The following is a 24214-nucleotide window of genomic DNA, read 5'->3' as shown; positions in this document are numbered from 1 at the left end:
CCTCATCTCCAGGTCGTACGTCTTACCGGGTCACCACAGGCCGCGCCGGGACAGCGCGCGACGTGCCGCGTCGCTCTCGGCCGTCGGGGTGGCCGCGAACGCCGCGGCCACGCGCTCGGAGACCACGCCGCGAGAGACCCCGGCGGGCGTGGCGAAGTACGCGTACGGCACGTCGCCCGCCTGATCGCCGTCCCCAGTGGCCTCGCCCCAGGAAGCGAGGGAGGCCGGCGCGTACCGGCGCAGGGCGGCGTGACCGCGGCCGGTCTCGACGATCCCCTCGCTCTCGATGACGAACGACAGCGGCTGCTCGCACGACAGCGCCGCGAACAGGGCGATCATCAGCTCGTGGCCCACGGTTTCCCGCAGGATCACGGCGTCGGAGAGCCGCGCCTCCGCCAGATCGAGCAGGAACGCGGCGAACGCCTCCTCCACCGACACCCCAGGCCCCGAGTACGGAATCAACCGGAACCTGCTGAAACGCGGCGACCCGAGGAAGCCGTCGAGCAACTCCGCATCGCCGACGCCGGCCGCCGCGAACACGGACACACTGCGCGGGAACGCCGACGCCAGGCTGCCTCCCGCGCCGAGCCGCCAGATGGTCGAACGGAACCGGCGGGCGGCGGCGTCGAGCTCGTCGAGGTCGATGGTCTCCAGGCATTCCAGCTCGCCGGCGCCCGCCGCCACGGCCGCGGCGCCGTCGGTGGCGAGGCGCTCCCGAAGCCGGCCGTCGAGCAGCAGCCGCATGATCAGGTCGGCGAGCTGCTCGCCGTCGAGGGACCGCGCGACCGGGGCGCTCATCACGCCGCCCCATCCCGCCACGCGCCCACCAGCGCCTTCAGGCGGCCGTAGTTCCGCCGCGACTTCTCGACCAGCCGGCCGTCGTCGCGGAACATCGGGTCCTCGTAGGTCACACCGAGCAGGTTGGGGCAGCGTGGCAGCAGGTAGTCGGTGAGTTCGAGCTGCTCGTCCAGCAGCACCCCGTGATGCAGGTCGCGGAACTTGCCCTTCACGATCTGGCAGCCGGACAGATGCAGCTCACGGCAGCGTTCGAGCGGCAGCGCCTCGATGTCGTCGACCATATGGCGGCCGGTCCGCCCGCGCAGCCACTGGTAGCTGAGCAGATGGCCCACGTCCAGCGTGACGTGTACGTCGGCGTCGTCGGCCAGCCGCGCGAAGTACGCGAAAGCGTCGAGGTGCCCGAGAACGAACGATCCGCCTTCGGTGAACCCGGGAAACTCGACGTGCAGCGGCAGCTCCAGGAGGCGGGCCGTCTCGGCCACGTTCCGCGTGGCGATCTCCAGGCCCGGCTCGGTCAGCGGCGGCGGCAGCGGGTACGGCAGTGGATAGCCGCGGAGGTTCCAGATGCCGAGGTCCTCGACCACCCAGCGGAACCCGTAGCGAGCCGCGAGCTCGTTGGTGAACTCGGCCGCGGGTCGCCGGTCGTAGCGTTCGGGCGTGCCCATGTTGAACTCGGTCTGATGGAAGGCCCGGCCGAGTCCGGCGGGCAGCGCCTGGAAGAAGCGGTCGTAGGCGCGGACGTAGTCGGCTGCTCGCGGGGTCGCCCGTGAGCGGGGCTGGTAGGCGAAGGCGGCGTACGCGAAGTCGTCGCCATGGCGCTCGGCGAAGGCGCGCACCCGTGGCGTGATGTCCCCGCCGTCGTCCGTCTCCACGAACCCGACGCCCCGCCGACCGAGCGACCCGCCACCCCACGGCATGTCCATGAGGAGACCGAACCCCAGCCTGGCTGGGCCGGCCTCGCCGGCCCGGATGGTCCCGGTCGTGATGTCGGTCGTCATGTCGGCCTCCTGACGGGCTCGCCGCCCGCGACCACCGGCGGCGCCTCGCGATACTCCTCATCCGTCTGTTCTGTGCCTGCGGTCGCCTCGACCAGGCGGGCCAGCAACCGCCGTCCCTGGGGGGTGCGCGCCACGAGCACGCCGTCGGCGCGCTGCTCGACGTCTCTCCGCGGCAGCGCGTAGAACCGCTCCCAGACCAGATCGGCCACCAGAATCCGGCCGTACGCCTCCGCTTCGCCCTTCGCCCCCGCCAACCCGGCCGCGTCGACGCCCGCCGGCACCGGCCGTACCCATGGATAAGGCCTGACGGCCGCGACGGTCGCTCGGGGCCCGGCGCCGGGGCGGCGCGGTAGGATCGCGCTCACCTTGCCCGGCTTGACCGTGTGAAAGACGCGGACCAGGCGGTCGAGTGCCTCCGCCCGAGTGGGGCCGCCGGGGACCGTCAGGGGATGGCCGACCCGCCCGGAAAGGTAGCTCAGCTCCGGATTGCCGGCGAGCGCGCCCGAGGTGTCCAGCGATAGGCCGAAGCCGTCCGGGTCCCGCGCCAGCCTGCTGCCGGGCTCGGACACCATGAGCTCCAGCGCGTCGATGCCGATGCGCTCCTGGTTCGCCGCGAGGAAGCGCAGGGACTCCTCGAACTCGGCGGGCGTCTCGTCGAAGACGTACCCCATCACCGAGAACCGCAGGACGATGCCCGCCGCCGCGACGTTCTCGACGATCCGCTGGTAGTCGGCCGCCCGCACGCCCCGGTCCATCAGGTCGAGCAGCCGCTGGGAGGTTCCCTCGTAGCCGACCGACATCAGCTCGCACCCCACCTCGGCGAGGCTCCGGCAGAACTCCGGGTCGGCCAGCGTGGCGTCCAGCCTGCTGCGCACGCCGAACCCCACGTTGACGCCGCGCTCGCGCACCTCGCGCATCGCCTTCACGATCAGCCGCAGGTTGGTGTTCTCATCGGAGATCGACACGAAGGCCGCGCCCGTGTCGCGGACCACGGTCTCGACGGCGTCGGCGATCTGGCGCACCGTGCCCTGCTGGTAGGCGCCCGGCGCCAGGGACCGGTTGCCGTACGAGCAGAACGCGCACCGCCCCCAGTAGCAGCCGACGCACGAGATGATCGCGACCTCCATGGTCTCGTTGAGGTAGGACCGGACCGGCAGCCCGGCGAAGTCGGGTGGCCCGAGATCGTGGAAGCGCAGCGTGACCGGCTGTGCGGAGCGCTGGACGGGCTCGGAGCGCTGGGTGGGCGTGGCGCGGTGGGCGGGCGTGGCGCGGTGGGCGGGCGTGGCGTGCGGCAGCCAGATCATGCCGGGGACCGCGTCCGCCGGGGCGTTCCCGTCCAGCGCGTCCAGCCAGCGTTCGAGCGGCTGCTCGCCGGCGGTCCAGCACAGCGCGTCCACCGTGGCCCGTACGCCGGGCAGCCGCGCCAGCTCCTCATGCCGGAGCATCACCTGCTGGCCACCGAGGCAGATCTTGGCGTCCGGCCGCAGCCGCCTGATCCAGGCGGCGATGAGCAGCGCGGGGGCGAGCTGACTGAAGAACGCCACGGACAGGCCGACCACCCGCGGCCGGTGCCGGACCAGCAGCGCTTCGACCATGAGGTGCAGCCGCTCAAGCGGTATCCCCGACGCGGCGGGCGGCAACCGGGCGGACCGCCGCACCGCGTCGTCGAGCTGGGCCAGATCCCGCCAGGCCCGGACCAGGAAGGTGTCGCGCACCAGCAGCTCGATCGCGTGATGGGCGAGCCTGACCGCACGAGCGGGGCCCAGCTCTCCGGCCGGCTCCTTTCGCAGGACATGCGCACGGAGCTCGGCGACGTATCGGGCCACGACGTCGGCCATCGCCCCTCGGTACCAGGTGCCCGCCCCGTCGTCCGGCTGCTCGCGCACCACGTCGCCCAGCAGCTCCGGATGCCCCAGCAGGTCGTGCAAGAGGGCGATGTTCAGATCGGCCTGGTGGACCCGCCGCCCGTGCCGCCGTAGATGACCGGTGAGATAAGGCAGGCTCAAATAGGGAAAGAACCTGGCCTCGGTCTGCGGCGGAAACAGGAGCAGAACGTCGGCGTCGCGCGATTCCACCGGACCGGCCGACAGTCTCGTCAGCCCCTGGCAGGTAGGTCGCCGGTGTCCTCCGCCGCCTTGTAGGTGTAGGAGTGGTACGACCCGCTGAGCTTGAGCTCGCTGGATTCGATCACCTCAAGCTGGTCCAGCTCGGTGAATTCGTCGTCGATGAGCTTTTCGGGTTTCACCGCGACCACGGTGCCTCCTCGTGGGAATCTGCCGGCAGTCTCGCGGTCCCGGCGGCAGTCAGCGCATGGACCGCACCCTTCTTAACCTGTTCAACGATAGTCAGGTCATTCCGCACGTCAATAGCCGTTGAAAGGCAGCCGGGGGACACATCTGTTCCGGCCGGACAGTAAATCCGGTGAACCGATTCCAGAATGAATAGCGCGATAAGTATTCATCACCCGGCGGTATGGGTCGAGGCGCTGTGGTAGTCGGTGTAGGTGTACGGATTGTCGAGGATGGTCGTCTGGGGAATGTCAGGGTTCATCCCCTTCTGCCACGCCTCCTCGCCCATCGTCGAGCGTAGATACTCGACCGTCCGATCGGCGGCGCGGCGGGCCGCGGCGAGGTCGACGCCCACCAGGCGGTGCTCGTGCTTCACCACCCGGCCGTTGACCAGGACCGTGTGCACGTCCCCGCGCTGAGCCTGGAACGCGACGTGCCCGTACGGGTTGAGCAGCGGGAACGACACCGGCGAAGCCTCGTTCTTGATGAGCACGAGGTCGGCCTTCTTCCCGGCGGCGATGACGCCGAGATCGTCGCGGCCGAGGGCGCGGGCGCCGCCGCGGGTGGCCCACTCCACGACCTGGTCGGCGCGCAGGCTGCAGTGCGTGACGGTGTCGCCCCTGGCGTGCGCCTCCAGATGCTCGCGCGAGCGGTCGGCGCCGAGGGTGGCGCGCATGGCGGAGAACAGGTCGCCGCTCCACCAGACGCTGGTGTCCATCGACAGGGACACCGGGATGCCGTGGGCGCGGATGGCCCAGGTGGGCGGGTAGCCCTGGCCCGCGCTCTGCTCGCTCTCCGTGGAGACCGAGATGGAGCCGCCGGTGGCGGCGATGCGGTGGTAGGAGTCGGCCGACAGCGACGCGGCGTGCACGTACACGGTCTCGGGTGTCATGAAGCCGTGGTCGTGCATGAGCCGGATGCCGTCGTCGCCGGTGGCGCCCCACACTCCGGCATGCGTGGTGACCGGGACGCCGAGTTCGCGGGCGACTTCGAAGGCCGGCCGCTCGGGGAAGGCGGGGTCGCCGAGGACGTCGAAGGCGAGCTGGAAGCCGAGCAGGTCGTCCCCGGTGATCCGCCGCCGCACGAAGTCGCGGAACTCCGGCGCACCCGTCCACGCCGCGGGCGGCTGCTGGATGTTGCCGTACGCGAGGACGTACCGGCCGGGCGCCGACTGGAGCGCGTCCACGGCCGCGTCGGCGTGGTCGACCGTCTGGAGGCCGTGCGACCAGTCGACGACGGTCGTGACGCCGGCGTCGACGGCTTCGAGCGCGGCCAGCAGGTTGCCCGCGTGCACGTCCTCGGGCCGGAACAGCTTCCCGTGCTCCAGGTAGTACCAGACGAAGTACTGCGTCAGGGTCCAGTCCGCGCCGTAGCCGCGCATGGCGGTCTGCCACATGTGCCGATGGGTGTCGATCATCCCGGGCATGACGATGCCGTCGCTCGCGTCGATCTCGACGGCGTCGTCCGGCGCCTGGAGTGCGGGCCCCACGGCCGCGATCCGGTCGCCGACGACGAGGACGTCCGTGCGGGGGAGCACCTGCCGCCCCTCGTCCATCGGGAGCACGGTGCCGCCGCGCAGCACCACGGGCCGTCCGTCCATCGACTCCATCGCCCTCTCCTTACCGCCTCGCGCCGCATTGGCGAACGAGTGTCCGCTGTACGGTCAGCGCAACTCTAGAAGCGCCGGAGAGGATGTCAAGCAGAGGGTTTCCCGGTTAGAGTGCAACGGACCAATGTCCGTGGAACGGACGACGGAGGGTGAGTCGATGAGTGATGGGCCGCTGTCAGGTGTCCTGGTGGCCGACTTCTCCCGGATCCTGGCCGGTCCGTACGCCACGATGCTGCTCGCGGACATGGGCGCCGACGTGGTCAAGGTCGAGGGCCCGCAGGGGGACGACACGCGTACGTGGATGCCGCCGGTGCGCGAGGGTGTGTCGACGTACTATCTCGGCGTCAACCGCGGCAAACGGTCGATCGCGCTGGACCTGCGCGACCCGGCCGACGCGGCGGTGGCCAGGGAGCTGGCCCGTCGCGCCGACGTGCTGATCGAGAACTTCAAGCCGGGCGGGCTGGCCAAGTTCGGCCTCGACTTCGCCTCCGTGCGGGCCGCCAATCCGGGCGTCGTGTACGCCTCGATCACCGGGTTCGGGTCGGGCGCCGGGCGTGACGTGCCGGGCTACGACCTGATGGTCCAGGCCATCTCCGGCCTGATGAGTCTCACCGGCGACGCGGACGGGCCGCCGTACCGGGCCGGGATCTCGGTCTTCGACGTCATGGCGGGCAACCACGCCGTCATCGGCATCCTGGCCGCGCTGCGGCACCGCGACGCCGCGGGGCAGGGGCAGCTGGTCGAGGTCAACCTGCTGTCGTCGGCGCTCACCGGGCTGGTCAACCACAGCTCCGCGTACGTGGCGGGCGGCACCGTGCCGTACCGGATGGGCAACGCGCATCCGAGCGTGTTCCCGTACGAGCCGCTGCCGACCGCGGACAACGACCTGATCATCGCCGCGCCCAACGACGGGTCGTTCCGCCGGCTCTGCGAGGTCCTCGGCATCCCGGACGTCCCCCGCGACCCGCGGTTCGCGCGCAACGTCGACCGGGTGGCGCACCGCGAGGAGCTGCGGCCCATCCTCGTCGAGCGGCTGGCCAAGCGCGGCGCGGTCGAGTGGTTCCAGCTCCTCGTCGAGGCGGGGGTGCCGAGCGGGCCGATCAACACGATCGACGGGGGCTTCGCGATGGCCGAGCGCTTCGGGCTGGACCCGGTCGTGGCCGCCGGGGAGGGCGAGCGCGCGATGCCGACGACGCGGCATCCGATCAGGTTCTCCGAGACCCCGGTGAGCTACCGGCTGCCGCCGCCCGACCTCGACGAGCACGGCGAGGAGCTGCGCGCATGGCTGACCTCGTGAACGCTTGTCCCACAGCGAGGAGCCGCGCGCATGGCTGACCCCGTGAACGGTTACCCCACGGCGCTCGGCGCGTCGACGCCGACGTCGATCACCCTGCTCGGCCACGATCTGGCCCATGAGGTGATGGGCAAGGTCGGCTTCGGCGAGCTGGCCTTCTGGCTGGCCACCCAGCGGCGGCCGACGCCGGGCGAGACCCGCGTGTTCGAAGCCGTGCTCGCCGCGCTGGCCGACCACGGGTTCACGCCCACGGCGATCGTGACCCGGCTGACGTACCTGTCCGCGCCCGACTCCGTACAGGGCGCGCTGGCGGCCGGGCTGCTCGGCGGCGGGTCCCGCTTCCTCGGGGTCACCGAGGACAGCGGCCGGTTCCTGCACGACGTGCTGACCTCGCTCGACGGCCCGCCGCCGGCCGACGACGCCGGGTGGGACGCCGTCGCCCTGGACGTCGTGTCGGCCCAGCGTACGGCGGCGCGGCGCATCCCCGGCCTCGGCCACCACGTGCACAAGGAGGTCGATCCACGGACGCCACGGCTGTTCCAGATCGCCGAAGAGGAGGGGCTCCTCGGGTCGCACCTGTCGCTGTTCGCCGCGATCGGCCGGGTCCATCCGCGGGTGCTGGGCCGTACGCTGCCGCTCAACGGCGCCGGGGTCTGCGGCGCGGCGCTCGCCGACCTGGGGCTGCCTCTGGAGCTGCTGCGCGGGTTCGCGTTGCTGGCCCGGACGGCGGGGCTGATCGGGCAGCTGGCCGAGGAGCTGCGTCACCCGGTGGCCAACGAGATCTTCCTGTCGGTCGACCTGAACCACCAGTCCGTCTCGCCCGAGCCGCATCCCCCAGGAGGTTCGCATGGCTGAACTGGTCGCGGTGATCGCGTCCACCCACCATCCCTTCTTCTACCGGGCCAGCACCGCCACCGGGGAGGACCGCCCGCCGTTCGCGGACGAGTGGGTACGCAAGGTGGAGGCGTTCCGGGAGACGCTGACCCGGGCCCGCCCGGACGTGCTGGTGATGGTCGGCTCGGACCACTTCCACCAGCTGTGGCTGGACAACATGCCGCAGTTCCTGGTCGGCAAGGCCCCCTTCTACGACGCGAACTTCTACAACGAGGAGCGCGAGTTCGGCCTGCCGAGGATGCTGTTCAAGGGCCAGGAGGACCTGTCGGCGTACGTGCTGCGCGAAGGCATCGACGCCGGGTTCGACCTGGCGTTCTCCAACGAGCTGCGGATCGACCACTCGATCACGTGCCCGATCATCACGCTCCGGCCGCAGAACGACCTGCCGATCGTGCCGATCTACACCAACATCTTCGCGCCGCCCTTACCGCGCCCTTCCAGGTTCGTCCAGCTCGGGCGGACGATCAGGCAGCTGGTCGAGGCGTGGCCGGCAGACAAGAGGGTCGCGGTCATCGGCACCGGGCACCTGTCGCTCGAGCTCGGCGGGCCGCGCCAGTTCGGCCCGCACGGGCCGGACCCGGAGTTCGACCAGAAGGCCGTCGGCTGGATCGCGTCCGGGGACATCGAGGGCTGCCTGGCCGAGGTGACGCTGGACAGCCTGTGGACGCCGGGCAACGCCACCCACGGGTTCATGGACTTCATGTTGATGATGGGCGTCGCGGGCGAGGGCAGGAAGGCCGACTACGTCGACACCTACGACCTGTTCCACACCATGGAGGCCTACTTCACCTGGTATCCCAACGGAGGCGGCTCGTGAGCAAGTACCTGCTCGACAAGTTCCTGTTCACCGTCGACCGCGATCCCGAGCTCGTCGAGCGCTACCGCGAGGACCCGCGCGGCACGGTGGCGATGTGGGAGGCCGAGTACGCCAACCGCATCCTCAACTGCCACGACGGTGAGTCCTCCACCTGGCTGCGGTTCGACGACGTCGAGCGCGAGGCGCTGGCCACGCACGACTATCCGGCACTGTTCGGGCTGGGGGCGCATCCCTTCCTCACGCTCACGCTGTTCATCGCGATGTTCGAGCGGGACCACGAGCCTCTGGGATTCCAGCTCGAGTACGCCCAGCGGCTCGCGCACTTCGCCATGCCCTATCCCGACATCGCCACCTAAGTCATCACGAGGCGGTGACCTCGGGCACCGTCTCATACTGCGCCCAGTCGGCGCTGATCGCGCCGGCCGTGGTGAGCAGCAGCGGCAGGTATTCCTGGGTCAGCTTCCGTACGGAGGTCTCGGCGGCGTGCACGTTGACGTTGACGGACGCGATGACCTCGCCGAGCCCGTTGCGCAGGGGCGCGGCCACCGACCGGATCCCCAGCGAGAGCTCCTCGTCCGTCAGCGCCCAGCCCTTGGCCCGCACCACCCGCAGCGCCGCGTCGCGCTCCTCCGCGTCCGGCTCCCAGCGCGGCTGGATGCCCGAGCGGCTCGGCTCGGCAAGGACCCGGCTCACCTCGGCGGGAGGCAGCGCGGCGAGCAGCACCTTGCCGAGCGAGGTCTGCAGGGCCGGGAACCGCGTCCCGATCTGCACCCGAAGGGCGACGATCTTCGGCACGGCCACCCGGGCGACGTACACGATGTCCGACCCGTCGAGCTGGGCGATCGAGGAGGACTCGTTGGTCTGCGCGACCAGCCGCTCCAGATGCGGCCGGGCGACCTCCCACAGACCCATCGAGCGCACGTACGACATCCCGAGCTCCAGCACGCGCGGCGTGAGCGCGAAGCCGCCCTGCTCGGCCCGCGCGTATCCCAGCTCCTGAAGAGTCAGCAGGATGCGGCGGGCCGTCGGCCGGGCCAGCCCGGCCGCGGTGGCCACCTCGGTCAGCGACATGCTCGCCCGTCCCGGCTGGAACACTCTGATGACATCGAGGCCACGGGCCAGCGCCTCGATGAAATCGGGTCCGGTCTCGGCGCGCGCCATGGGAGGTCTTCCTCTGCTCGGGTGTCCGCATGGCGGCGGCGTCCCGGCCGTGGCACCTGCGGCGAATCGCCTGATTATACCAGCGGGCGACCGCCAGCCGGACACTTGTCCGAGCGGAATCCCGTCAGGTCGATGAGCCGGCGAGCAACCCGAAGACGGCGATGGAGACCGCGTAGCAGAGCACGATCACGACCGCGCCCACCACGTTCCAGCGGGCGGAGGCCGTCCGGCCGGGTACGAGCCATGCCGCGAAGACCCTGTTCACCAGCGGCATGGCCAGCCACGTCAAGGCGGTGACGCTCAACACGTTGCTGAGGAACATGGCGCTGCTTCGACGGGGACTCGCGTGGGATAGACATGGATCATGTCCGGGCGATCCTCCCGGCCGAGAGCGGCGTGTCCGTGGGAGGCAGCAGGTGTTCGAGATCCGGCGTCCACTGGTCGGCAGAACCGCCGAACTGGCTCACCTGTCGGATCTCCTGGACGCGCGGCGGCAGTGGGTCTTCGTGCTGCTGACCGGTGAGCCGGGCATCGGCAAGACCCGGATGCTGGGCGCGTTCGCCGACCTCGCGCGCGAACGGGGCATCATGGCCATCGCCGGGCGGGCCACCGAGTTCGAGCGCAGCGCGCCGTACGGGATCGTGCAGGACGCGCTCGCCGACGCCCACCGGCATCCTGAGCTCGCCGGACACCTCGATGGGCTGCGCGCGCTGCTGTCACGGGAGACCGGGACAGGTGACCTGGCCGGTCTGGACCGTCACCGCCGCTTCCGCGAGATGCGTCAGGGCGTGGAGCGGATGGGCGAGTCGAGCACGCTGCTGGTCCTCATGGACGACGTGCAGTGGGCCGACGACGCCTCGGTGGAGGTGATCGACTACCACATCAGGCATCCGCCGAACACGAGCGCCGTGATCGTGCTCGCCTGCCGTACCGGCGCGGCGAGTGTCTTCGCCCGCCGCGCGCGGGCGGAGGCGGCCTGCGGCGATCTGACGGCGGCCGGGCAGTGGTACGAGCGGGCCGTCGCGGTCGTGGCGTCGGGAGCGCCGCCCGCCCGGTCCGCTGACGTCGAGGCGGCCCGCGCGGCGCTGGCGATGGCCGCGGACCGCCCGCACGAGGCGGAAGCGGCGGCTCGCGAGGCCGTGGCATGCCTCGTCACGGCCAGACTGCCTGTCGGCGAAGGCTTCGCCCGGCTGCTGCTGGCCGAGGTGAGTGCGGACGTGGGCGACGTCCGCACGGCGCAGGAGCAGCTCGGCCGGGCCAAGGCCCTGTTCACGCGGGTCGGTGCTCCGTGGCCGGCGGCGCAGGCCGGGCGCCGGCAGCGCGGCACCGCGGCCCATGGGGCGGGTGGACGGCTGTCGGAGCGCGAACGCGAGATCGTCGAGCTGGTCGGCGAGGGCCTGACGAACCGGCAGATCGGCGAGCGGCTGTACCTGAGCCCGCGCACGGTCGAGACGCACCTTTCCCGGGTCTTCCGCAAGCTCGGCGTCAGCACGCGCGCGGCCCTGGCCCGCCGGTCGACGGGCCAGACGTGAGGTCACCTGGACACACGGTGAAGCGGCGGGCGTGAGGTCACCTGAACATGGTGGATCGGCGGGCCCGGCCGCGGGATCCGTCGAACGACGTACCCCTGACAGGGTGGCATCCGTGAAATGACGGACCTTCCCGATTACGGGTCGGTGGCTCTTCGCCGGTGAATGGCCGCGTGGTGAGAATTCGGACGGATCAACCGAGCACCACGAACGGAAAGGCCTCCATGGGCACCCCCAGAAGACTGCTCACCGGATTACTCAGCGCCCTCATCGTCTTGGTCGGCTTCGTCGTCGCGTCACCGCCGGCCAGCGCCGACAGACTGGTCGCCGAGGCGTCACTGCACTCCTGGCACGCCAACAACCAGAACAAGACCATCGACACCACGGTCAAGGTCTACGCCAGCGGCAACGTCTACGGCGTCTCGACGGTCGAGTCGGGCGTCTACCTCACCGGCGTCCGCCTGTGCGCCAAGGCCCTGCTCCTCAACATCGACGGCATGGTCATCGGCGAGGTCGGCGGCGACTGCTGGGGCGTCAACGGCACCGCCTTGGGCTACTCCAAGCGTACGGAGAACTGGTCCGGGCAGGTCTCGCCGGCCATCGCCGAGCAGACGTACGCGGTGTCGATCGTGCACTGGAACAACGGCATCGACTGGGGTCAGGTCCTCGGCTTCGCCAAGTTCATCTGGACCGTGTACAAGACGCTCAGCACCGACGGCTCCGACGCCTCGGCCAACACCGTGGTCCTGCCCCGGTACCAGCCCATCGAGTTCGCCGGCAACAACGGCAGCAGTGGGGGTGGCGGCGGCAGCCCGCACAACCCCAAGCCGAACGATCCCTGACCGGAACCCTCCCCGGGGTGGCGCGACGACACGCTCGCGCCACCCCTCCGGGCGTCACCAGGTCACCGAGGGGATGGGCGGCCAGCCGCCGTCCAAGGCCGGAGCTTCTCGGGGTTGCGTATCGCCCAGATGCGCTTGATCCTGCCGTCTTCGACGTCGAACGCCGTCACCGTGACCGTGACATCGTCCTGCTGAGCCACCAGACCGGGCTGACCGTTGACCGTACGCTCCAGGATGGTCAGGTTGGGTGCCTTGCCGGCGAGGGCGAGGATGTAGCGGGCGATCCGCTCGCCGCCTTCGATCGGGTGGCGTCCGGCGCTGACGAGGCCGCCGCCGTCGATGATCGCCGTGGCGTCGGGGTCGAGGAGACCGATGAGGGCGTCGATGTCCTTGGCCTCCCATGCCTGCTTGAAGTCCCTGACGACGCCGGACTGCCGCGCCGCCGGAGTTGCCGGCGCCTGCGAGGCACCAAGACGGCGGCGGGCCGAGGAAGCCAGCTGGCGACAGGCCCCTGGCGTACGGCCGACGATCTCGGCCACCTCGGCGAAGGAGTAGCGGAAGACATCGTGCAGGACGAGCGCGACGCGCTCGGCCGGGGTCATCGACTCCAGCACCACCAGGAAGGCCATGGTGATCGACTCGTCGAGAGTGACGCGGTCGACCGGGTCGCCCGACCGCCCGGTGATCCACTCCGTCGGGTCGGGCAGCGGCTCGGGGATCCATTCGCCGACATAGCTCTCGCGCCGGGTCCGTGCCGAGCCGAGCAGGTCCAGGCAGATGCGACTGGCGACCGTGGTCAGCCAGGCGCCGGGGACTTCGATGGCTTCCTGCTGCTGCCGGGTCATGGCGTACCAGCGGGCGTAGGTCTCCTGTACGACATCCTCCGCGTCGGCCAGGGAGCCCAGGAGGCGATAGGCGAGATTGATCAGCTGACGCCGCTCGCTCATGATCGCACTCAGGCCCGGGTCGGATGGGGTGGTCATGGTGTCGATGGCTCCCTTGCTCGCAGCTGCCCTCACCCGTTCGACGAGACAGCGCACGGGACTGTGAGGTCGGCGCGTCGCCTGACATTTTCCGCAGGTGATTCGTCGGACTGCTGGGCCGGGTCGCAGCGATCAATGATGCGCCGGCCGGCTTCCGCAACGGAAGTTCTTGCAGCTGACAACCACAAAGGAAAGCCTATGTTCACCGTTTATGCCGCGGTCACCATCTTCGCCTCGCTCCTGTACGGCAGCGCCGCCGTCGTCTACATGATCGGCCACGAATTCCCCAAGGCCCAGGCGGACATGAAGCGCCTGCCCCGGTCGTGGGTACCGGTGCTGGGCATGTTGCTGGCGGCGGGCTCTTTGGGGCTGCTGGGCGGATTCGCCGTGCCCATGCTGGGGACACTCGCCGCCTACAGCCTCGTGCTGTACTTCATCGGCGCGCTCCTCGCGCACCTGCGAGTGGGTTCCCGCAAGCTCGTGAACTGGGGCGGATTCTTCTTCACCGCGGTGGCCGCACTAGCCGTGAACCTGGCCTACCACTGGTCGTGATCCGTAGAGACAGGCTCACCTCTGAGATCGAGAAGGGAAACCTCGCCAGCTCGTGGAGGCGGTCCTCCCTGGGAAGAACTACACCGGGTAATGAAGGCGGAGCGTGGCCGTCGCGCCGCCGTCCGGGGCGTTGGCGAAGGCGAGCTCCGCGCCGATCACCTGGGCTTGTCCGGCGGCGATGGCCAGGCCCAGGCCATGGCCGTTGCCCCGCTCGGCCCCACCCGTACGGAAACGCTGCGGTCCCTCCGCCAGCAGCCCGTCCGGGAATCCGGGGCCGTGGTCGCGTACGACGATCGTCGTGTCGTTCACGGCGACCTCGACCGGCGAGCGCCCGTGCCGGTGGGCGTTGGTGACCAGGTTCGTGATGATCCGGTCGATGCGCCGCGGATCGGTGTCGACGACCGGCTCACCGGTCACCGTCAGCCGGACCTCGAGTTTGGTCCGGGCCACGCACTCCTCGACGACCCGGCCCAGCGGCACCGGACGGCGATCGGCCCACTCCGCGCCCGCGTCCAGCCGGGAGATCTCCAGCAGGTCCTCCACCAGCGCCCGCAGGACCCGAACCCGGTCGCGTACCAGGTCGGTGGCCTCGCTCTCCGGGAGCAGTTCGGCCGAGACGACCAGTCCCATCAGCGGGGTACGTAGCTCGTGGGCCACATCGGCGGTGAAGCGCTGCTCGCTGAGCAGCCGGTCCCGCAGACTGTCGGCCATCGAATCGATGGTGGCCGAGATCTCGGTGATCTCGTCACCGCCCCGGCCGCCCATCATGCTCCTGGCGTCCAGGTCGCCGTCCGCGATCCGCCGCGCGGTGCGGGCCACGCGTCTCAGCCGCCGGTTGGACGTCTCGGCGGCCAACACGGCCAGAGGTACGACGATCGCGAGCGCGACCAGCGACGCCTTCACGATGTTCCGGTCCAGGGCCCACAGGCCGCGGATCTCCGAGCCCATGTCGATCTGCACGGCCAGCACCTGGCCGTCGATCAGCTGCGCCGCCCACATCCAGGGAACGTCCGGCCGACGGTCGTCGTACCAGGTGCTGAACTCGCCTGTGCTCCTGGCCCGCTGGAGCAGCGCGGGCGGAACCTGAGCGGGCTGCGGCGCATCGCCCGTACGCCGGTAGGTGTCCACCACGACCAGCAGCTCGCTGAAAGCCCGGTCCCTGCCCAGGCTCATGGACCGGTCGAAGGCGCTGCGGTGGACCAGCACCCCGACGGCCAGCGCGACTGCGCAGGACGTCACGGCCACCAGCGCGGCGATCTTCCAGCGCAGCGACCGCCAGTTCAGCGGCCCACGTGCCGCCCGGGCGATGGCCGGACCCACGTCAGCGCCGCAGCTTGTAACCGAAGCCGCGCACCGTCTCGATCCGGTCGGCGCCGATCTTCTTGCGTAGCCGCTGCACGCACAGGTCGACGACGCGGCTGTCCCCGTCCCAGCCGTAGTCCCAGACGTTGCGCAGCAGCGTCTGCCGGTCCAGCACGATCCCCGGATTCGCGGCGAACTCCAGCAGCAGCCGCAACTCGGTGGGAGCCAGCTCGACCGGCTCACCGGCGCGGCGCACCACCAGCCCTTGCGGATCGATGGTCAGGTCCCCGAATACCAGCTCAGTGGCCTCCTGGACGTGTTCAGGACCCGGAGCGAAGGAGGCCCGGCGCAGCAGGGAACGGATCCTGGCCACCAGCACGGAGGTGTCGACCGGCTTGACCACGTAGTCGTCGGCCCCCGCTTCCAGCCCCGACACCACGTCGAGGGCGTCACCACGCGCGGACATCATCAGGATCGGCACCAGGCTCCACTCCCTGACCTGCCGGCACAGCCCGATGCCGTCCAGCCCCGGCAGCATCACGTCCAGCAGGAGCACGTCATGCCGCTGCTCCCTGAACAGTTCCAGGCCCGTCAGGCCATCGCCCGCCGTGCTCACGCGATAGCCGTAGCGCTCCAGCACCATCCCGACGGTCTTGCGGATCACCTCGTCGTCCTCGACGAGCAGCACGGTCACCGGAGCCGACACCCTGCCTCCGACCTCCGAAACCGACATTTCTCCCCAAGAGCTTTGGCGCAACAGACGATACAAGCCGCGGACATCCGTGATGCCTCAGCCATGTATCAGCCACGAATCAACCCTCATACGGAGGAGGGGTATAGTCCCCCTTCTAGAACCCGTACATGGATGTACGAGATAGGAGGAATGCGGATGTCATCCATTCAGCTGCGGCTGTCGGTGAACGGCCGCGAACACGAGCTGGAGCTGGACTCCCGGGTCAGCCTGCTCGACTGCCTGCGCGAGCACCTCGGCCTGACCGGCACCAAGAAGGGCTGCGACCAGGGGGCCTGCGGCGCCTGCACGGTGCTGCTGGACGGTGAGCGGGTCAACTCCTGCCTCGTGCTCGCCGCGCAGTGCGCGGACGCGGAGGTCACCACCATCGAGGGGCTGGCGTCATCAGAGGCCGGCCGGGCGATGCAGAAGGCGTTCGTCCGCAACGACGGCCTGCAGTGCGGCTACTGCACCCCGGGCCAGGTCTGCTCGGCCGTGGCCATGCTCGCCGAGTACGAGGCCGAGGTACCGAGCGCTGTGGGCGAGGCCGGTCTGACGGACGCTGAGATCAGGGAACGGCTGGCGGGCAACCTGTGCCGGTGCGGCGCGTACAACGGGATCCTGGCGGCGGTGCGGGAGGTCGCACGGTGAACCCGTTCTCCTACGTACCGGCCACCGACACCTCCTCGGCCGTCGCCCTCGCCGCAGGAGGGGCGAAGTACCTGGCGGGCGGCACCAATCTCGTCGACCTGATGCGCCAGGGCATCGAGACGCCGCGCGAGCTCGTGGACATCACCCGGCTGCCGCTGGCCGACATCGAGGAGCAGCCGGGCGGCGGCCTGCGGATCGGGGCCTTGGTCCGCAACACGCGGGTGGCCACCGACGAGCGGATCCGCGATCGCTATCCGGTCCTGGCCCAGGCCATCCTGAACGGCGCCTCCCCCCAGCTGCGCAACCGCGCGACCGTGGGCGGCAACTTGATGCAGCGCACCCGCTGCGGCTACTTCTACGACCGGCACTCGGCCTGCGGCAAACGTGATCCGGGCGCCGGCTGCGCCGCTCTCGACGGGTTCAACCGCACGCACGCCATCCTCGGCACGAGCGAGAGCTGCGTCTCCGTACATCCGTCGGACATGTGCGTGGCCCTGGCCGCCCTGGACGCCGTGGTCAACATCGCGGGCCGCGACCCCGTACCGCTGGTGGACTTCCACCGCTTGCCCGGAGACACGCCGCACGTGGAGACGATGCTCGCGCCGGGGGAGCTGGTCACGTCCATCGACCTGCCGCCGGCTCAGCCGGGCCGCTCGGTGTACCTCAAGGTGCGCGATCGGGCCAGTTACGCCTTCGCGCTGGTCAGCGTGGCCGCCGTCGTCCGCATGGAAGCGGGCCGCGCGACCCGCGTACGCATCGCGCTGGGTGGGGTGGCCGCCAAGCCGTGGCGCGCGTACGAAGCCGAAGAACTGCTGACCGGCACCTCTCTCGACGACGAGCTCATCCACCAGGCGGCCGGACAGGCGCTGGCCGGCTCCCGCCAGCGCGCGCACAACGCGCACAACGCGTTCAAGGCCGAGCTGGCCCGGCGCCTGATCCGGCGAGCGTTGCAAGGAGTCAGGTCATGAATCTCGCCGCACGCGGCTTCACCCTCGCCGGCAAGGCGCTGACCAGGCTGGCCAGACTCCTGCCCGACGGCAGGCCCGATCCCCTGGCCCACCGCCGCGCCGAGCTCGGCAGGCCGACCGACCGGCTGGACGGCCGGGCCAAGGCCACCGGCGCCGTCCGCTACACGGCCGAGCGGCAACTCCCCGGCCTCGCCTACGCGGTCGTGGTGGGCAGCACCATCGCCAGGGGCCGGGTCACCGCCGTCCACGTTCCGCCGGCGCCCGGCGTGCTGCTCGTGATGACGCACGAGAACGCGCCCGCGATGAAGCGCACCCCTGCCTACGCCACCATGAAGGGCCCGCTCGGCGCCGCCGCGATGAGCCTGCCGGTGCTCAACACCGACGAGATCTTCTGGTACGGCCAGCCCATCGCGGTCGTCGTGGCCGAGTCCCTGGAACAGGCCCGGTACGCGGCGTCGCTGATTCATGCCGACTACGAGCCGTGGCCCGCCAGGCTGTCGATGGCCGACGGGAAACCGTACACTCCCGCGCACGCCGTGCTGGAGGAGCCCGTGACCAGGCGCGGCGATGTCCGTACGGCGCTCGGCGCGGCGACGGCCACGGTCGAGGCCGAGTACACCACGCCGCTCGAACACCACAACGCCATGGAACCGCACGCCACCGTGGCCCATTGGGAGGGCGACCGGCTCACGGTCCACGACACCGCGCAGTACCCCTACGGCGTCAAGGAGATGCTGGCCAAGAAGTTCTCGCTCGCCGAGGAGAACGTCCGCGTGCTGGCGCCGTTCATCGGTGGCGGCTTCGGCGGCAAGACGCCGGCCTGGCCGCACGTTTGGCTCACCGTGGCGGCGGCCAAGCTCTCCGGCCGTCCCGTCAAGCTCGTGCTGTCGCGGGCCGACGTGTTCGCCATGACCGGCGGCCGGGCCCCGACCAGCAGCCGCGTCGCGCTCGGCGCCGATGCCACGGGGCGGCTCACCGCGCTCGAACACCACGCCTTGGCCCCGTGCACGACCGACGAGTTCGCCGAGGCCGCCGTCGCCGCCTCCCGCCACCTGTACACCTGCCCCAACGTCCACGTCGCCCAGCAGGTCGTCCGCCTGGACCGCATCCAGAACGCCTTCTTCCGCGGCCCCGGCGTCGCCCCAGGATCCTTCGCGCTGGAATCCGCCATGGACGAGCTGGCCTGGCGGCTCGGCCTCGACCCGCTTGAGCTGCGCCTGCGCAACGAACCGGAGCGGGACCCGATGAGCGGCATCAGGTTCACCAGCCGCCACCTGCGCGAGGCGTACGCTCTGGGCGCCGAGGCGTTCGGCTGGTCCCGGCGCCCACCCGCACCCCGCGCGACGCGGGACGGCCGCTGGCTCATCGGGCATGGGATGGCCGCGGCGATCAACCCCGACGCCGTGCTCATCGCCGGAGTGCAGCTGCGCCTGGCCGCCGACGGCACCGTCACCATCCGCAGCAGCACCAACGAGCTGGGCGCCGGCACCTCGACCGCGCAGAGCCAGGCCACGGCCGACCGTCTTGGGCTGCCTCTTGACCGGATCCGCTTCGAGCAGGGCGACTCCGACGTGGCCAGGACCCGCATCCCCGGCGCCTCGGCCGCGACCACGACGCTGGCCTCGGCCATCTGGTCCGCCCGCGACAACCTCGTCCGCGAGCTGCTGAAGCTGGTGCGCGACACCGGCTCACCGCTGGCGGGACGGTCGTTCGAGGAGGTGGACACCCGCGCCGGTGGCCTGTTCGGGCCCAGCGGGGGTCAGAGCTACGAGCGCATTCTGGCCAGAGCCGGGGTGGAGGCCGTGGAGGTGACGGGGAAGTCGGCGCTGCCGTACCAGACCGTCAAGCGGGGCACCTACTCCTACGGCGCGCACTTCTGCGAGGTGCGGGTCGACGAGGAGACCGGCGAGGCGCGCGTCACGCGCTGGGTCGGGGCGTTCGACGGCGGCAGGATCGTCAATCCCAAGCAGGCCACCAGCCAGATGCGCGGCGGCATCATCATGGGCATCGGCATGGCACTGACCGAGGAGACGCTGCTCGACGAGCGCACCGGCCTCATCGTCAACCGCAGCCTGGCCGACTATCACCTGCCCACGCACGCCGACGTGCCCGCCATCGACATCCACTTCGTCGACCAGCCCGACCCGCAGACCCCGCTGGGCGCCAAGGGCATCGGCGAGCTCGGCATCGTGGGCGTGGCGGCCGCCATCGCGAACGCCGTCTATCACGCGACCGGCGAACGCGTCCGCTCCCTCCCCATCACTCCGGACAAACTCATGTAGCGGGTGGGAATACGGTGGGGGGGTATAGTATGTTGAAGGAGTCGAAAGCGTTCCTGACGACCGAGGAGGCGGTATGACATGAACACCGCGAGCAAACTAGGTGCCTACGCCGTGGGGCTGGCCGTCGTCTTCGGTGGCGCCCTGGGCGTCGGGAGCGCGGTCGGGGAGAGTACCCCCGCACCGGCGCGGCCGAGCCATGGGAGCGCCCACGCCGAGGTCGTCGCAGAACCGCAGGCCGATACCCCCGGAGGGCTGCAGGTGTCCGAGAACGGCTACACCCTCAATCCGTTGACCACCGTCAAGGCCGGCGAGCCCACCGATTTCCGGTTCACCGTGACAGGGCCCGATGGCAAGCCGGTGACCGACTACCAGGTGAAACACGATAAAAAGCTCCATTTCATTCTGGTCTCACGTGACCTGGCGGCGTTCCAGCACCTGCACCCCGAACAGGCCGGTGACGGGGTGTGGTCGGTGAAGCTGACGCTGGCCGATCCTGGCGCCTACCGGGCCTTCGCCGACTTCGCTCCCGCGGGTGGGAGCGGTCTGACACTTGGTACGGATGTGCCGGTCGCGGGCGACTACCAGCCGCGAGCCCTGCCCGCGGTCACTCGTACGGCGGAGGTGGACGGTTACACGGTTTCCCTGACGGGCGACCTGGTTCCCGGCCAGGCCAGCAAGCTCACGCTGAGCGTGAGCAAGGACGGCAAGCCGGTAACGGATCTGCAGCCATACCTGGGGGCGTACGGCCACCTGGTGGCGCTGCGGGCCGGGGATTTGGCCTATCTACACGTACATCCGGAAGAAAGCGACAAGGCCGGGCCCGAGATCACCTTCTATGCCGAAGTGCCCAGCGGCGGCGACTACCGGCTGTTCCTGGACTTCCAGCACGCCGGCAAGGTACGCACCGCCGACTTCACCGCCCGCGCGGCGGCCGGACAGCCCAAGCCCGCGGCGGAGCCGAGTGTCAGCCCGTCCCACGGCGACAACACGCACTGAGCAGAAAGGGGGAGTGATGTCTTCCCTCATTGAAGGCAGAGCTGTCGAACTCACCATCGGCGGCATGACGTGCGCCTCCTGCGCCAACCGCATCGAGCGCAAACTGAACAAGCTCGACGGCGTGACCGCGACCGTCAACTACGCGACGGAGAAGGCGAAGATCACCTTCCCCGAGGACATCGACCCGCAGCAGTTGATCAGCGAGGTGGAGAAGGTGGGTTACACCGCAGCTCTGCCCGCCCCGCCCAAGACGGAGGCGCAGCGACAGGAGGAGCCGGAGGACGAGCTGCGGCCGCTGCGCCAGCGCCTGCGCACCGCGTTGGTGCTGAGCGTGCCGGTGGTGGCGATGGCGATGATCCCGGCGCTGCAGTTCACCAACTGGCAATGGCTGTCGCTGGTGCTGGCCGCGCCGGTGGTGGTGTACGCGGGCTGGCCCTTCCACAAGGCCGCCTGGACCAACCTCCGGCACGGCGCGGCCACCATGGACACGCTGATCTCGCTGGGCACGCTGGCCGCGCTCGGATGGTCGCTGTGGGCCCTGTTCTTCGGCACGGCGGGTACGCCCGGCATGACGCATCCCTTCTCGTTCACCATCGAGCGCTCCGACGGGTCGGGCAACATCTACCTCGAGACGGCGGCGGCGGTGACCGCGTTCATCCTGGCCGGTCGCTATTTCGAGGCCCGCGCCAAACGCCGCGCCGGCGCGGCCCTGAAGGCGCTGCTGGAACTGGGCGCCAAAGAGGTCGAACTGGCCGACGGCCGCCGCATCCCCACCGAGCAACTGCAGGTCGGCGACACCTTCGTCGTCCGGCCGGGCGAGAAGATCGCCACGGACGGCGTGATCACCGAGGGCAGCTCCGCCGTGGACGCCTCGATGCTGACCGGCGAATCCGTACCCGTCGAGGTGAAGCCCGGCGACGCGGTCACCGGCGCCACGGTGAACGCGGGCGGCCGCCTGATCGTCAAGGCCACCCGAGTGGGCGCGGACACCCAGCTCGCGCAGATGGCCAGGCTGGTCGAGGAGGCGCAGACCGGCAAGGCGCAGGTGCAACGGCTGGCCGACCGCATCTCGGGGATCTTCGTACCGATCGTGATCGCGTTGGCGGTCGGGACGCTCGGATACTGGCTCGGCACGGGCAACGGCGCGGCGGCGGCTTTCACCGCGGCGGTCGCCGTGCTGATCATCGCCTGCCCCTGCGCGCTGGGCCTGGCCACGCCGACCGCGCTGCTGGTCGGCACCGGGCGGGGCGCCCAGCTGGGCATCCTGATCAAGGGCCCGGAAGTGCTGGAGTCGACCCGCAAGGTCGACACGATCGTGCTGGACAAGACCGGCACGGTCACCGAGGGCAAGATGACCCTGGTCGCCGTCCACCTCGCCGAGGGTGAGGACCGCGAAGAGGTCCTGAGGTTGGCGGGCGCGCTGGAGCACGCCTCCGAGCACCCGATCGCCCAGGCCATCGCCCGTGAGGCCCGCTCCGACGCCACGGTGGAGGACTTCGCCAACGTGGAAGGGCTCGGCGTACAGGGCATCGTCGACGGCCACGCGGTGCTGGTCGGCCGTCCCCGGCTGCTGGCGGAGTGGTCCCAGCGCCTGCCCGTCGATCTGGAACGCAAGCTGGCCGACGAGCAGGCCAAGGGCCGCACCGCGGTGGCGGTCGGCTGGGACGGCCAGGCCCGCGCGGTGCTGGTGGTGGCCGACGTGGTCAAGCCGACCAGCAAGCAGGCCATCACCGACCTGCGGGCGCTCGGCCTGACACCGGTTCTGCTGACCGGCGACAACGAGGCCGTGGCCCGTACGGTGGCGGCCGAGGTGGGCATCGACGACGTCATAGCCGAGGTGCTGCCCGCCGACAAGGTCGATGCCGTCAAGAAGCTGCAGGCCGAGGGCAAGGTCGTGGCCATGGTGGGTGACGGGGTCAACGACGCCGCCGCGCTCGCCCAGGCCGACCTGGGGCTGGCGATGGGCACCGGCACCGACGCCGCCATCGAGGCCTCCGACCTGACCCTGGTCAGGGGCGATCTGCGGGTGGCGGCCGACGCGCTGCGCCTGTCCCGCCGCACGCTGTCCACCATCAAGGGCAACCTGTTCTGGGCATTCGCCTACAACGTGGCCGCCCTGCCACTGGCCGCGCTCGGCCTGCTCAACCCGATGATCGCAGGGGCCGCGATGGCGTTCTCCAGCGTGTTCGTGGTGAGCAACAGCCTGCGCCTGCGCCGCTTCAAGTAATCCATTCGCGTGGCCGAAGGCGGCTCACCGCCTTCGGCCACTCAGTGGTGGTACTGGTGCACCACCGCATGGCCCTTGCCCCGGGAGATCAGCCACTTGTTCACCGGCGTCGTCACCACGAAGGCCACCACCAGCGACCCGGCCAGCGATGCCCAGAACAGCCAGCTGGTCAGCCCCGCGTCCATGGCACCGGGCACGACCACGACCACCGCGTTGTCCATGACCTCCATCACCGCGATGGAGACGGTGTCCGCGGCAAGCGCCACCTTCAACGCGTCGCGAAAACCGACTCCGGCCCGCAGTACGCCCCGCATGGTCAGCCCGTAGCCGAACACGAAGGCCAGCACCACCGACAGCACGACGGTGGTGAAGTTGGACAGGCCGGCGGCGGTGCCGATGACCATGCCCAGCACCTCGCCGATAGCGCATCCGGTCAGGCAGTGCAGGGTCGCCTGCGCGGCTGTCGCCCACGTGGCCGCGGGCGAGGCGGGGTGCTCATGTTCGCTGTGTTCTCCCATGCCGCATGAGCATACGCGTAGGGGGTATCTCTTCGGCAAGGCGGTGTGGAGCTGGGGAATGGGGACGGCTCTACGAGATCTGGCGCACAGCCGTCGAAGGGCGGGTCGTAGGGTGGCCGTATGGTGAAGACCGCGGCACGGCAGCCGGCACCCACCCGGCGGGCGGACGCCGAGCGCAACATCGCCGCGATCCTCGCGGCCGGGACCCGGCTGCTCAGCGCCGACCTCACGGCCAGCGTGGCCGACATCGCCAAGGCCGCCGGGGTGGGCAGGGTCACCCTTTACGGTCACTTCCCGTCGCGGGAAGCGCTGGTGGACGCGGTGCTCGACCACGCGGTCGGCGTGGCGGAGACGGTGCTGGCGGACGATTCGATCGACACGGCGCCCGCGCCCGAGGCCATGGCCAAGCTGCTGCGGTCGTCCTGGGAGATCCTCGACCGGCACCGCCGCCTGTTCCTGGCCGCCGACCGGACACTGGCCACGGAGCAGATCAGGAAGCACCACGACCGGCCGCTGCAGCGGGTGGAGCGGCTCATCGAGCGGGGTCAGCGCGCGGGCGACTTCCGTACCGACCTGCCGCTGGCCTGGCTGGTGACGACGTTCTTCTCGATCATCCACAGCGCGGCCCAGGAGCGCGAGGCCGGGCGGCTGGCGGCCGAAGAGGTCGAGCCGGTGCTGATCAAGACGATGCTGGCGCTGCTCGCCGAGCCCGCCTGACCGCGATCTCCACAGACCCTTCCCAGGAGCTCATCCCGAATGAACCCTACCCGCGTAT

General features: G+C 70.5%; 24 protein-coding genes. 13 read left to right on the top strand and 11 right to left on the bottom strand.

All coding sequences use genetic code 11. From position 1 onward, the window contains the following. Positions 1–30: 30 nt before the first annotated feature. The 5 genes from LDL49_RS47725 to LDL49_RS47705 form a co-directional block, all read right to left on the bottom strand. On the bottom strand, positions 31–798 hold the full coding sequence (locus tag LDL49_RS47725) for a hypothetical protein (protein WP_225301587.1): 768 nt from the start codon (positions 796–798) through the stop codon (positions 31–33). Beyond that, positions 798–1796, bottom strand: coding sequence for a multinuclear nonheme iron-dependent oxidase (locus tag LDL49_RS47720; RefSeq protein WP_225301586.1), 999 nt, complete (start codon positions 1794–1796; stop codon positions 798–800). The genes LDL49_RS47725 and LDL49_RS47720 overlap by 1 nt, the downstream gene beginning before the upstream one ends. Further along, positions 1793–3871 (bottom strand): B12-binding domain-containing radical SAM protein, encoded by a 2079-nt coding sequence (locus LDL49_RS58820; protein WP_225301585.1) that lies wholly within the window; start codon positions 3869–3871, stop codon positions 1793–1795. Before LDL49_RS58820 ends, LDL49_RS47720 begins: the two co-directional genes overlap by 4 nt. 20 nt (positions 3872–3891) lie before the next feature. Beyond that, positions 3892–4041, bottom strand: a complete 150-nt coding sequence (locus tag LDL49_RS47710; RefSeq protein WP_225301584.1) for a hypothetical protein — start codon at positions 4039–4041, stop codon at positions 3892–3894. A 215-nt stretch (positions 4042–4256) separates the two neighbouring features. Further along, complete coding sequence (locus LDL49_RS47705) at positions 4257–5693, bottom strand: amidohydrolase family protein (protein ID WP_225301583.1); 1437 nt, start codon at positions 5691–5693, stop codon at positions 4257–4259. A gap of 157 nt (positions 5694–5850) precedes the next feature. Here LDL49_RS47705 and LDL49_RS47700 point away from each other — a divergent pair, with 157 nt between their 5' ends. From LDL49_RS47700 to LDL49_RS47685, 4 genes are read left to right on the top strand one after another with little or no spacing between them, the layout of a single operon-like run. Further along, positions 5851–6990: a CaiB/BaiF CoA transferase family protein gene (locus LDL49_RS47700; protein ID WP_225301582.1), complete on the top strand. Its 1140-nt coding sequence runs from the start codon at positions 5851–5853 to the stop codon at positions 6988–6990. A gap of 30 nt (positions 6991–7020) precedes the next feature. Further along, positions 7021–7842, top strand: a complete 822-nt coding sequence (locus LDL49_RS47695) for a citryl-CoA lyase (RefSeq protein ID WP_225301581.1) — start codon at positions 7021–7023, stop codon at positions 7840–7842. Further along, entirely contained in the window at positions 7835–8698 is an 864-nt protein-coding gene (locus tag LDL49_RS47690) for a DODA-type extradiol aromatic ring-opening family dioxygenase (protein WP_225301580.1), read from the top strand. The genes LDL49_RS47695 and LDL49_RS47690 overlap by 8 nt, the downstream gene beginning before the upstream one ends. Further along, positions 8695–9054 carry a hypothetical protein gene (locus LDL49_RS47685; RefSeq protein ID WP_225301579.1) on the top strand — a complete coding sequence of 120 codons (360 nt, stop codon included), beginning with the start codon at positions 8695–8697 and terminating at the stop codon, positions 9052–9054. Before LDL49_RS47690 ends, LDL49_RS47685 begins: the two co-directional genes overlap by 4 nt. A gap of 4 nt (positions 9055–9058) precedes the next feature. On the opposite strand, the gene LDL49_RS47680 is transcribed toward LDL49_RS47685, so the two are convergent. Both LDL49_RS47680 and LDL49_RS47675 read right to left on the bottom strand, forming a co-directional pair. Beyond that, a complete protein-coding gene (locus tag LDL49_RS47680) occupies positions 9059–9859 on the bottom strand; it encodes an IclR family transcriptional regulator domain-containing protein (protein WP_225301578.1) in 801 nt (266 codons plus the stop codon). Between the two features lie 124 nt (positions 9860–9983). Beyond that, positions 9984–10181, bottom strand: coding sequence for a hypothetical protein (locus tag LDL49_RS47675; RefSeq protein ID WP_225301577.1), 198 nt, complete (start codon positions 10179–10181; stop codon positions 9984–9986). 94 nt (positions 10182–10275) lie between these two features. On the opposite strand from LDL49_RS47675, the gene LDL49_RS47670 reads away from it, so the two are divergent. Both LDL49_RS47670 and LDL49_RS47665 read left to right on the top strand, forming a co-directional pair. Next, positions 10276–11391: a LuxR family transcriptional regulator gene (locus LDL49_RS47670; RefSeq protein WP_225301576.1), complete on the top strand. Its 1116-nt coding sequence runs from the start codon at positions 10276–10278 to the stop codon at positions 11389–11391. A 221-nt stretch (positions 11392–11612) separates the two neighbouring features. Then, positions 11613–12230 carry a hypothetical protein gene (locus LDL49_RS47665; protein WP_225301575.1) on the top strand — a complete coding sequence of 206 codons (618 nt, stop codon included), beginning with the start codon at positions 11613–11615 and terminating at the stop codon, positions 12228–12230. Positions 12231–12292: 62 nt separating this feature from the next. Here the strand turns inward: LDL49_RS47665 and sigJ are convergent, their stop codons facing one another. After that, entirely contained in the window at positions 12293–13213 is a 921-nt protein-coding gene (gene sigJ, locus LDL49_RS47660; protein ID WP_225301574.1) for an RNA polymerase sigma factor SigJ, read from the bottom strand. Positions 13214–13411: 198 nt separating this feature from the next. Between sigJ and LDL49_RS47655 the strand changes: the two genes are divergently transcribed. Then, the gene (locus LDL49_RS47655) at positions 13412–13765 is read left to right on the top strand and encodes a DoxX family protein (protein ID WP_225301573.1); all 354 of its coding nucleotides are present in this window, start codon (positions 13412–13414) and stop codon (positions 13763–13765) included. A gap of 78 nt (positions 13766–13843) precedes the next feature. On the opposite strand, the gene LDL49_RS47650 is transcribed toward LDL49_RS47655, so the two are convergent. Together LDL49_RS47650 and cseB are read right to left on the bottom strand one after the other, a co-directional pair. Continuing rightward, positions 13844–15085, bottom strand: a complete 1242-nt coding sequence (locus tag LDL49_RS47650) for an ATP-binding protein (protein ID WP_225301572.1) — start codon at positions 15083–15085, stop codon at positions 13844–13846. A gap of 1 nt (position 15086) precedes the next feature. Further along, the gene (gene cseB / locus LDL49_RS47645; RefSeq protein WP_225301571.1) at positions 15087–15800 is read right to left on the bottom strand and encodes a two-component system response regulator CseB; all 714 of its coding nucleotides are present in this window, start codon (positions 15798–15800) and stop codon (positions 15087–15089) included. A gap of 150 nt (positions 15801–15950) precedes the next feature. On the opposite strand from cseB, the gene LDL49_RS47640 reads away from it, so the two are divergent. The 5 genes from LDL49_RS47640 (at position 15951) to LDL49_RS47620 (ending at position 22921) form a co-directional block, all read left to right on the top strand. Next, entirely contained in the window at positions 15951–16448 is a 498-nt protein-coding gene (locus LDL49_RS47640) for a (2Fe-2S)-binding protein (protein ID WP_372470683.1), read from the top strand. Next, positions 16445–17416: an FAD binding domain-containing protein gene (locus tag LDL49_RS47635; RefSeq protein ID WP_225301569.1), complete on the top strand. Its 972-nt coding sequence runs from the start codon at positions 16445–16447 to the stop codon at positions 17414–17416. Before LDL49_RS47640 ends, LDL49_RS47635 begins: the two co-directional genes overlap by 4 nt. After that, on the top strand, positions 17413–19698 hold the full coding sequence (locus LDL49_RS47630) for a xanthine dehydrogenase family protein molybdopterin-binding subunit (RefSeq protein WP_225301568.1): 2286 nt from the start codon (positions 17413–17415) through the stop codon (positions 19696–19698). Before LDL49_RS47635 ends, LDL49_RS47630 begins: the two co-directional genes overlap by 4 nt. A gap of 78 nt (positions 19699–19776) precedes the next feature. Beyond that, the gene (locus LDL49_RS47625) at positions 19777–20694 is read left to right on the top strand and encodes a DUF8832 domain-containing protein (RefSeq protein ID WP_225301567.1); all 918 of its coding nucleotides are present in this window, start codon (positions 19777–19779) and stop codon (positions 20692–20694) included. 16 nt (positions 20695–20710) lie between these two features. Then, positions 20711–22921, top strand: coding sequence for a heavy metal translocating P-type ATPase (locus LDL49_RS47620; protein ID WP_225301566.1), 2211 nt, complete (start codon positions 20711–20713; stop codon positions 22919–22921). Between the two features lie 41 nt (positions 22922–22962). Here LDL49_RS47620 and LDL49_RS47615 read toward each other — a convergent pair whose 3' ends face one another. Then, on the bottom strand, positions 22963–23439 hold the full coding sequence (locus LDL49_RS47615; RefSeq protein WP_225301565.1) for a DUF4396 domain-containing protein: 477 nt from the start codon (positions 23437–23439) through the stop codon (positions 22963–22965). Between the two features lie 120 nt (positions 23440–23559). On the opposite strand from LDL49_RS47615, the gene LDL49_RS47610 reads away from it, so the two are divergent. Further along, positions 23560–24156, top strand: coding sequence for a TetR/AcrR family transcriptional regulator (locus LDL49_RS47610; protein ID WP_225301564.1), 597 nt, complete (start codon positions 23560–23562; stop codon positions 24154–24156). The last annotated feature ends 58 nt before the right edge of the window (positions 24157–24214 follow it).

Source organism: Nonomuraea aurantiaca (assembly GCF_020215705.1).
Lineage (GTDB): Bacteria > Actinomycetota > Actinomycetes > Streptosporangiales > Streptosporangiaceae > Nonomuraea > Nonomuraea aurantiaca.
The sequence above is the reverse complement of the archived record's forward strand: the minus strand, read 5'-3'. Positions and strand labels throughout refer to the sequence as shown.

Excerpts from the sequence above, each read along its gene's own strand:
- sigJ (WP_225301574.1), bottom strand. The coding sequence starts at position 13,213 with ATGACCACCCCATCCGACCCGGGCCTGAGTGCGATCATGAGCGAGCGG.
- LDL49_RS47620 (WP_225301566.1), top strand. The coding sequence starts at position 20,711 with ATGTCTTCCCTCATTGAAGGCAGAGCTGTCGAACTCACCATCGGCGGC.
- LDL49_RS47680 (WP_225301578.1), bottom strand. The coding sequence starts at position 9,859 with ATGGCGCGCGCCGAGACCGGACCCGATTTCATCGAGGCGCTGGCCCGT.
- LDL49_RS47705 (WP_225301583.1), bottom strand. The coding sequence starts at position 5,693 with ATGGAGTCGATGGACGGACGGCCCGTGGTGCTGCGCGGCGGCACCGTG.
- LDL49_RS47640 (WP_372470683.1), top strand. The coding sequence starts at position 15,951 with ATGCGGATGTCATCCATTCAGCTGCGGCTGTCGGTGAACGGCCGCGAA.
- LDL49_RS47615 (WP_225301565.1), bottom strand. The coding sequence starts at position 23,439 with ATGGGAGAACACAGCGAACATGAGCACCCCGCCTCGCCCGCGGCCACG.
- LDL49_RS47720 (WP_225301586.1), bottom strand. The coding sequence starts at position 1,796 with ATGACGACCGACATCACGACCGGGACCATCCGGGCCGGCGAGGCCGGC.
- LDL49_RS47625 (WP_225301567.1), top strand. The coding sequence starts at position 19,777 with ATGAACACCGCGAGCAAACTAGGTGCCTACGCCGTGGGGCTGGCCGTC.
- LDL49_RS47675 (WP_225301577.1), bottom strand. The coding sequence starts at position 10,181 with ATGTTCCTCAGCAACGTGTTGAGCGTCACCGCCTTGACGTGGCTGGCC.
- cseB (WP_225301571.1), bottom strand. The coding sequence starts at position 15,800 with ATGTCGGTTTCGGAGGTCGGAGGCAGGGTGTCGGCTCCGGTGACCGTG.
- LDL49_RS47630 (WP_225301568.1), top strand. The coding sequence starts at position 17,413 with ATGAATCTCGCCGCACGCGGCTTCACCCTCGCCGGCAAGGCGCTGACC.
- LDL49_RS47700 (WP_225301582.1), top strand. The coding sequence starts at position 5,851 with ATGAGTGATGGGCCGCTGTCAGGTGTCCTGGTGGCCGACTTCTCCCGG.
- LDL49_RS47690 (WP_225301580.1), top strand. The coding sequence starts at position 7,835 with ATGGCTGAACTGGTCGCGGTGATCGCGTCCACCCACCATCCCTTCTTC.
- LDL49_RS47725 (WP_225301587.1), bottom strand. The coding sequence starts at position 798 with ATGAGCGCCCCGGTCGCGCGGTCCCTCGACGGCGAGCAGCTCGCCGAC.
- LDL49_RS47610 (WP_225301564.1), top strand. The coding sequence starts at position 23,560 with ATGGTGAAGACCGCGGCACGGCAGCCGGCACCCACCCGGCGGGCGGAC.
- LDL49_RS47695 (WP_225301581.1), top strand. The coding sequence starts at position 7,021 with ATGGCTGACCCCGTGAACGGTTACCCCACGGCGCTCGGCGCGTCGACG.
- LDL49_RS47665 (WP_225301575.1), top strand. The coding sequence starts at position 11,613 with ATGGGCACCCCCAGAAGACTGCTCACCGGATTACTCAGCGCCCTCATC.
- LDL49_RS47655 (WP_225301573.1), top strand. The coding sequence starts at position 13,412 with ATGTTCACCGTTTATGCCGCGGTCACCATCTTCGCCTCGCTCCTGTAC.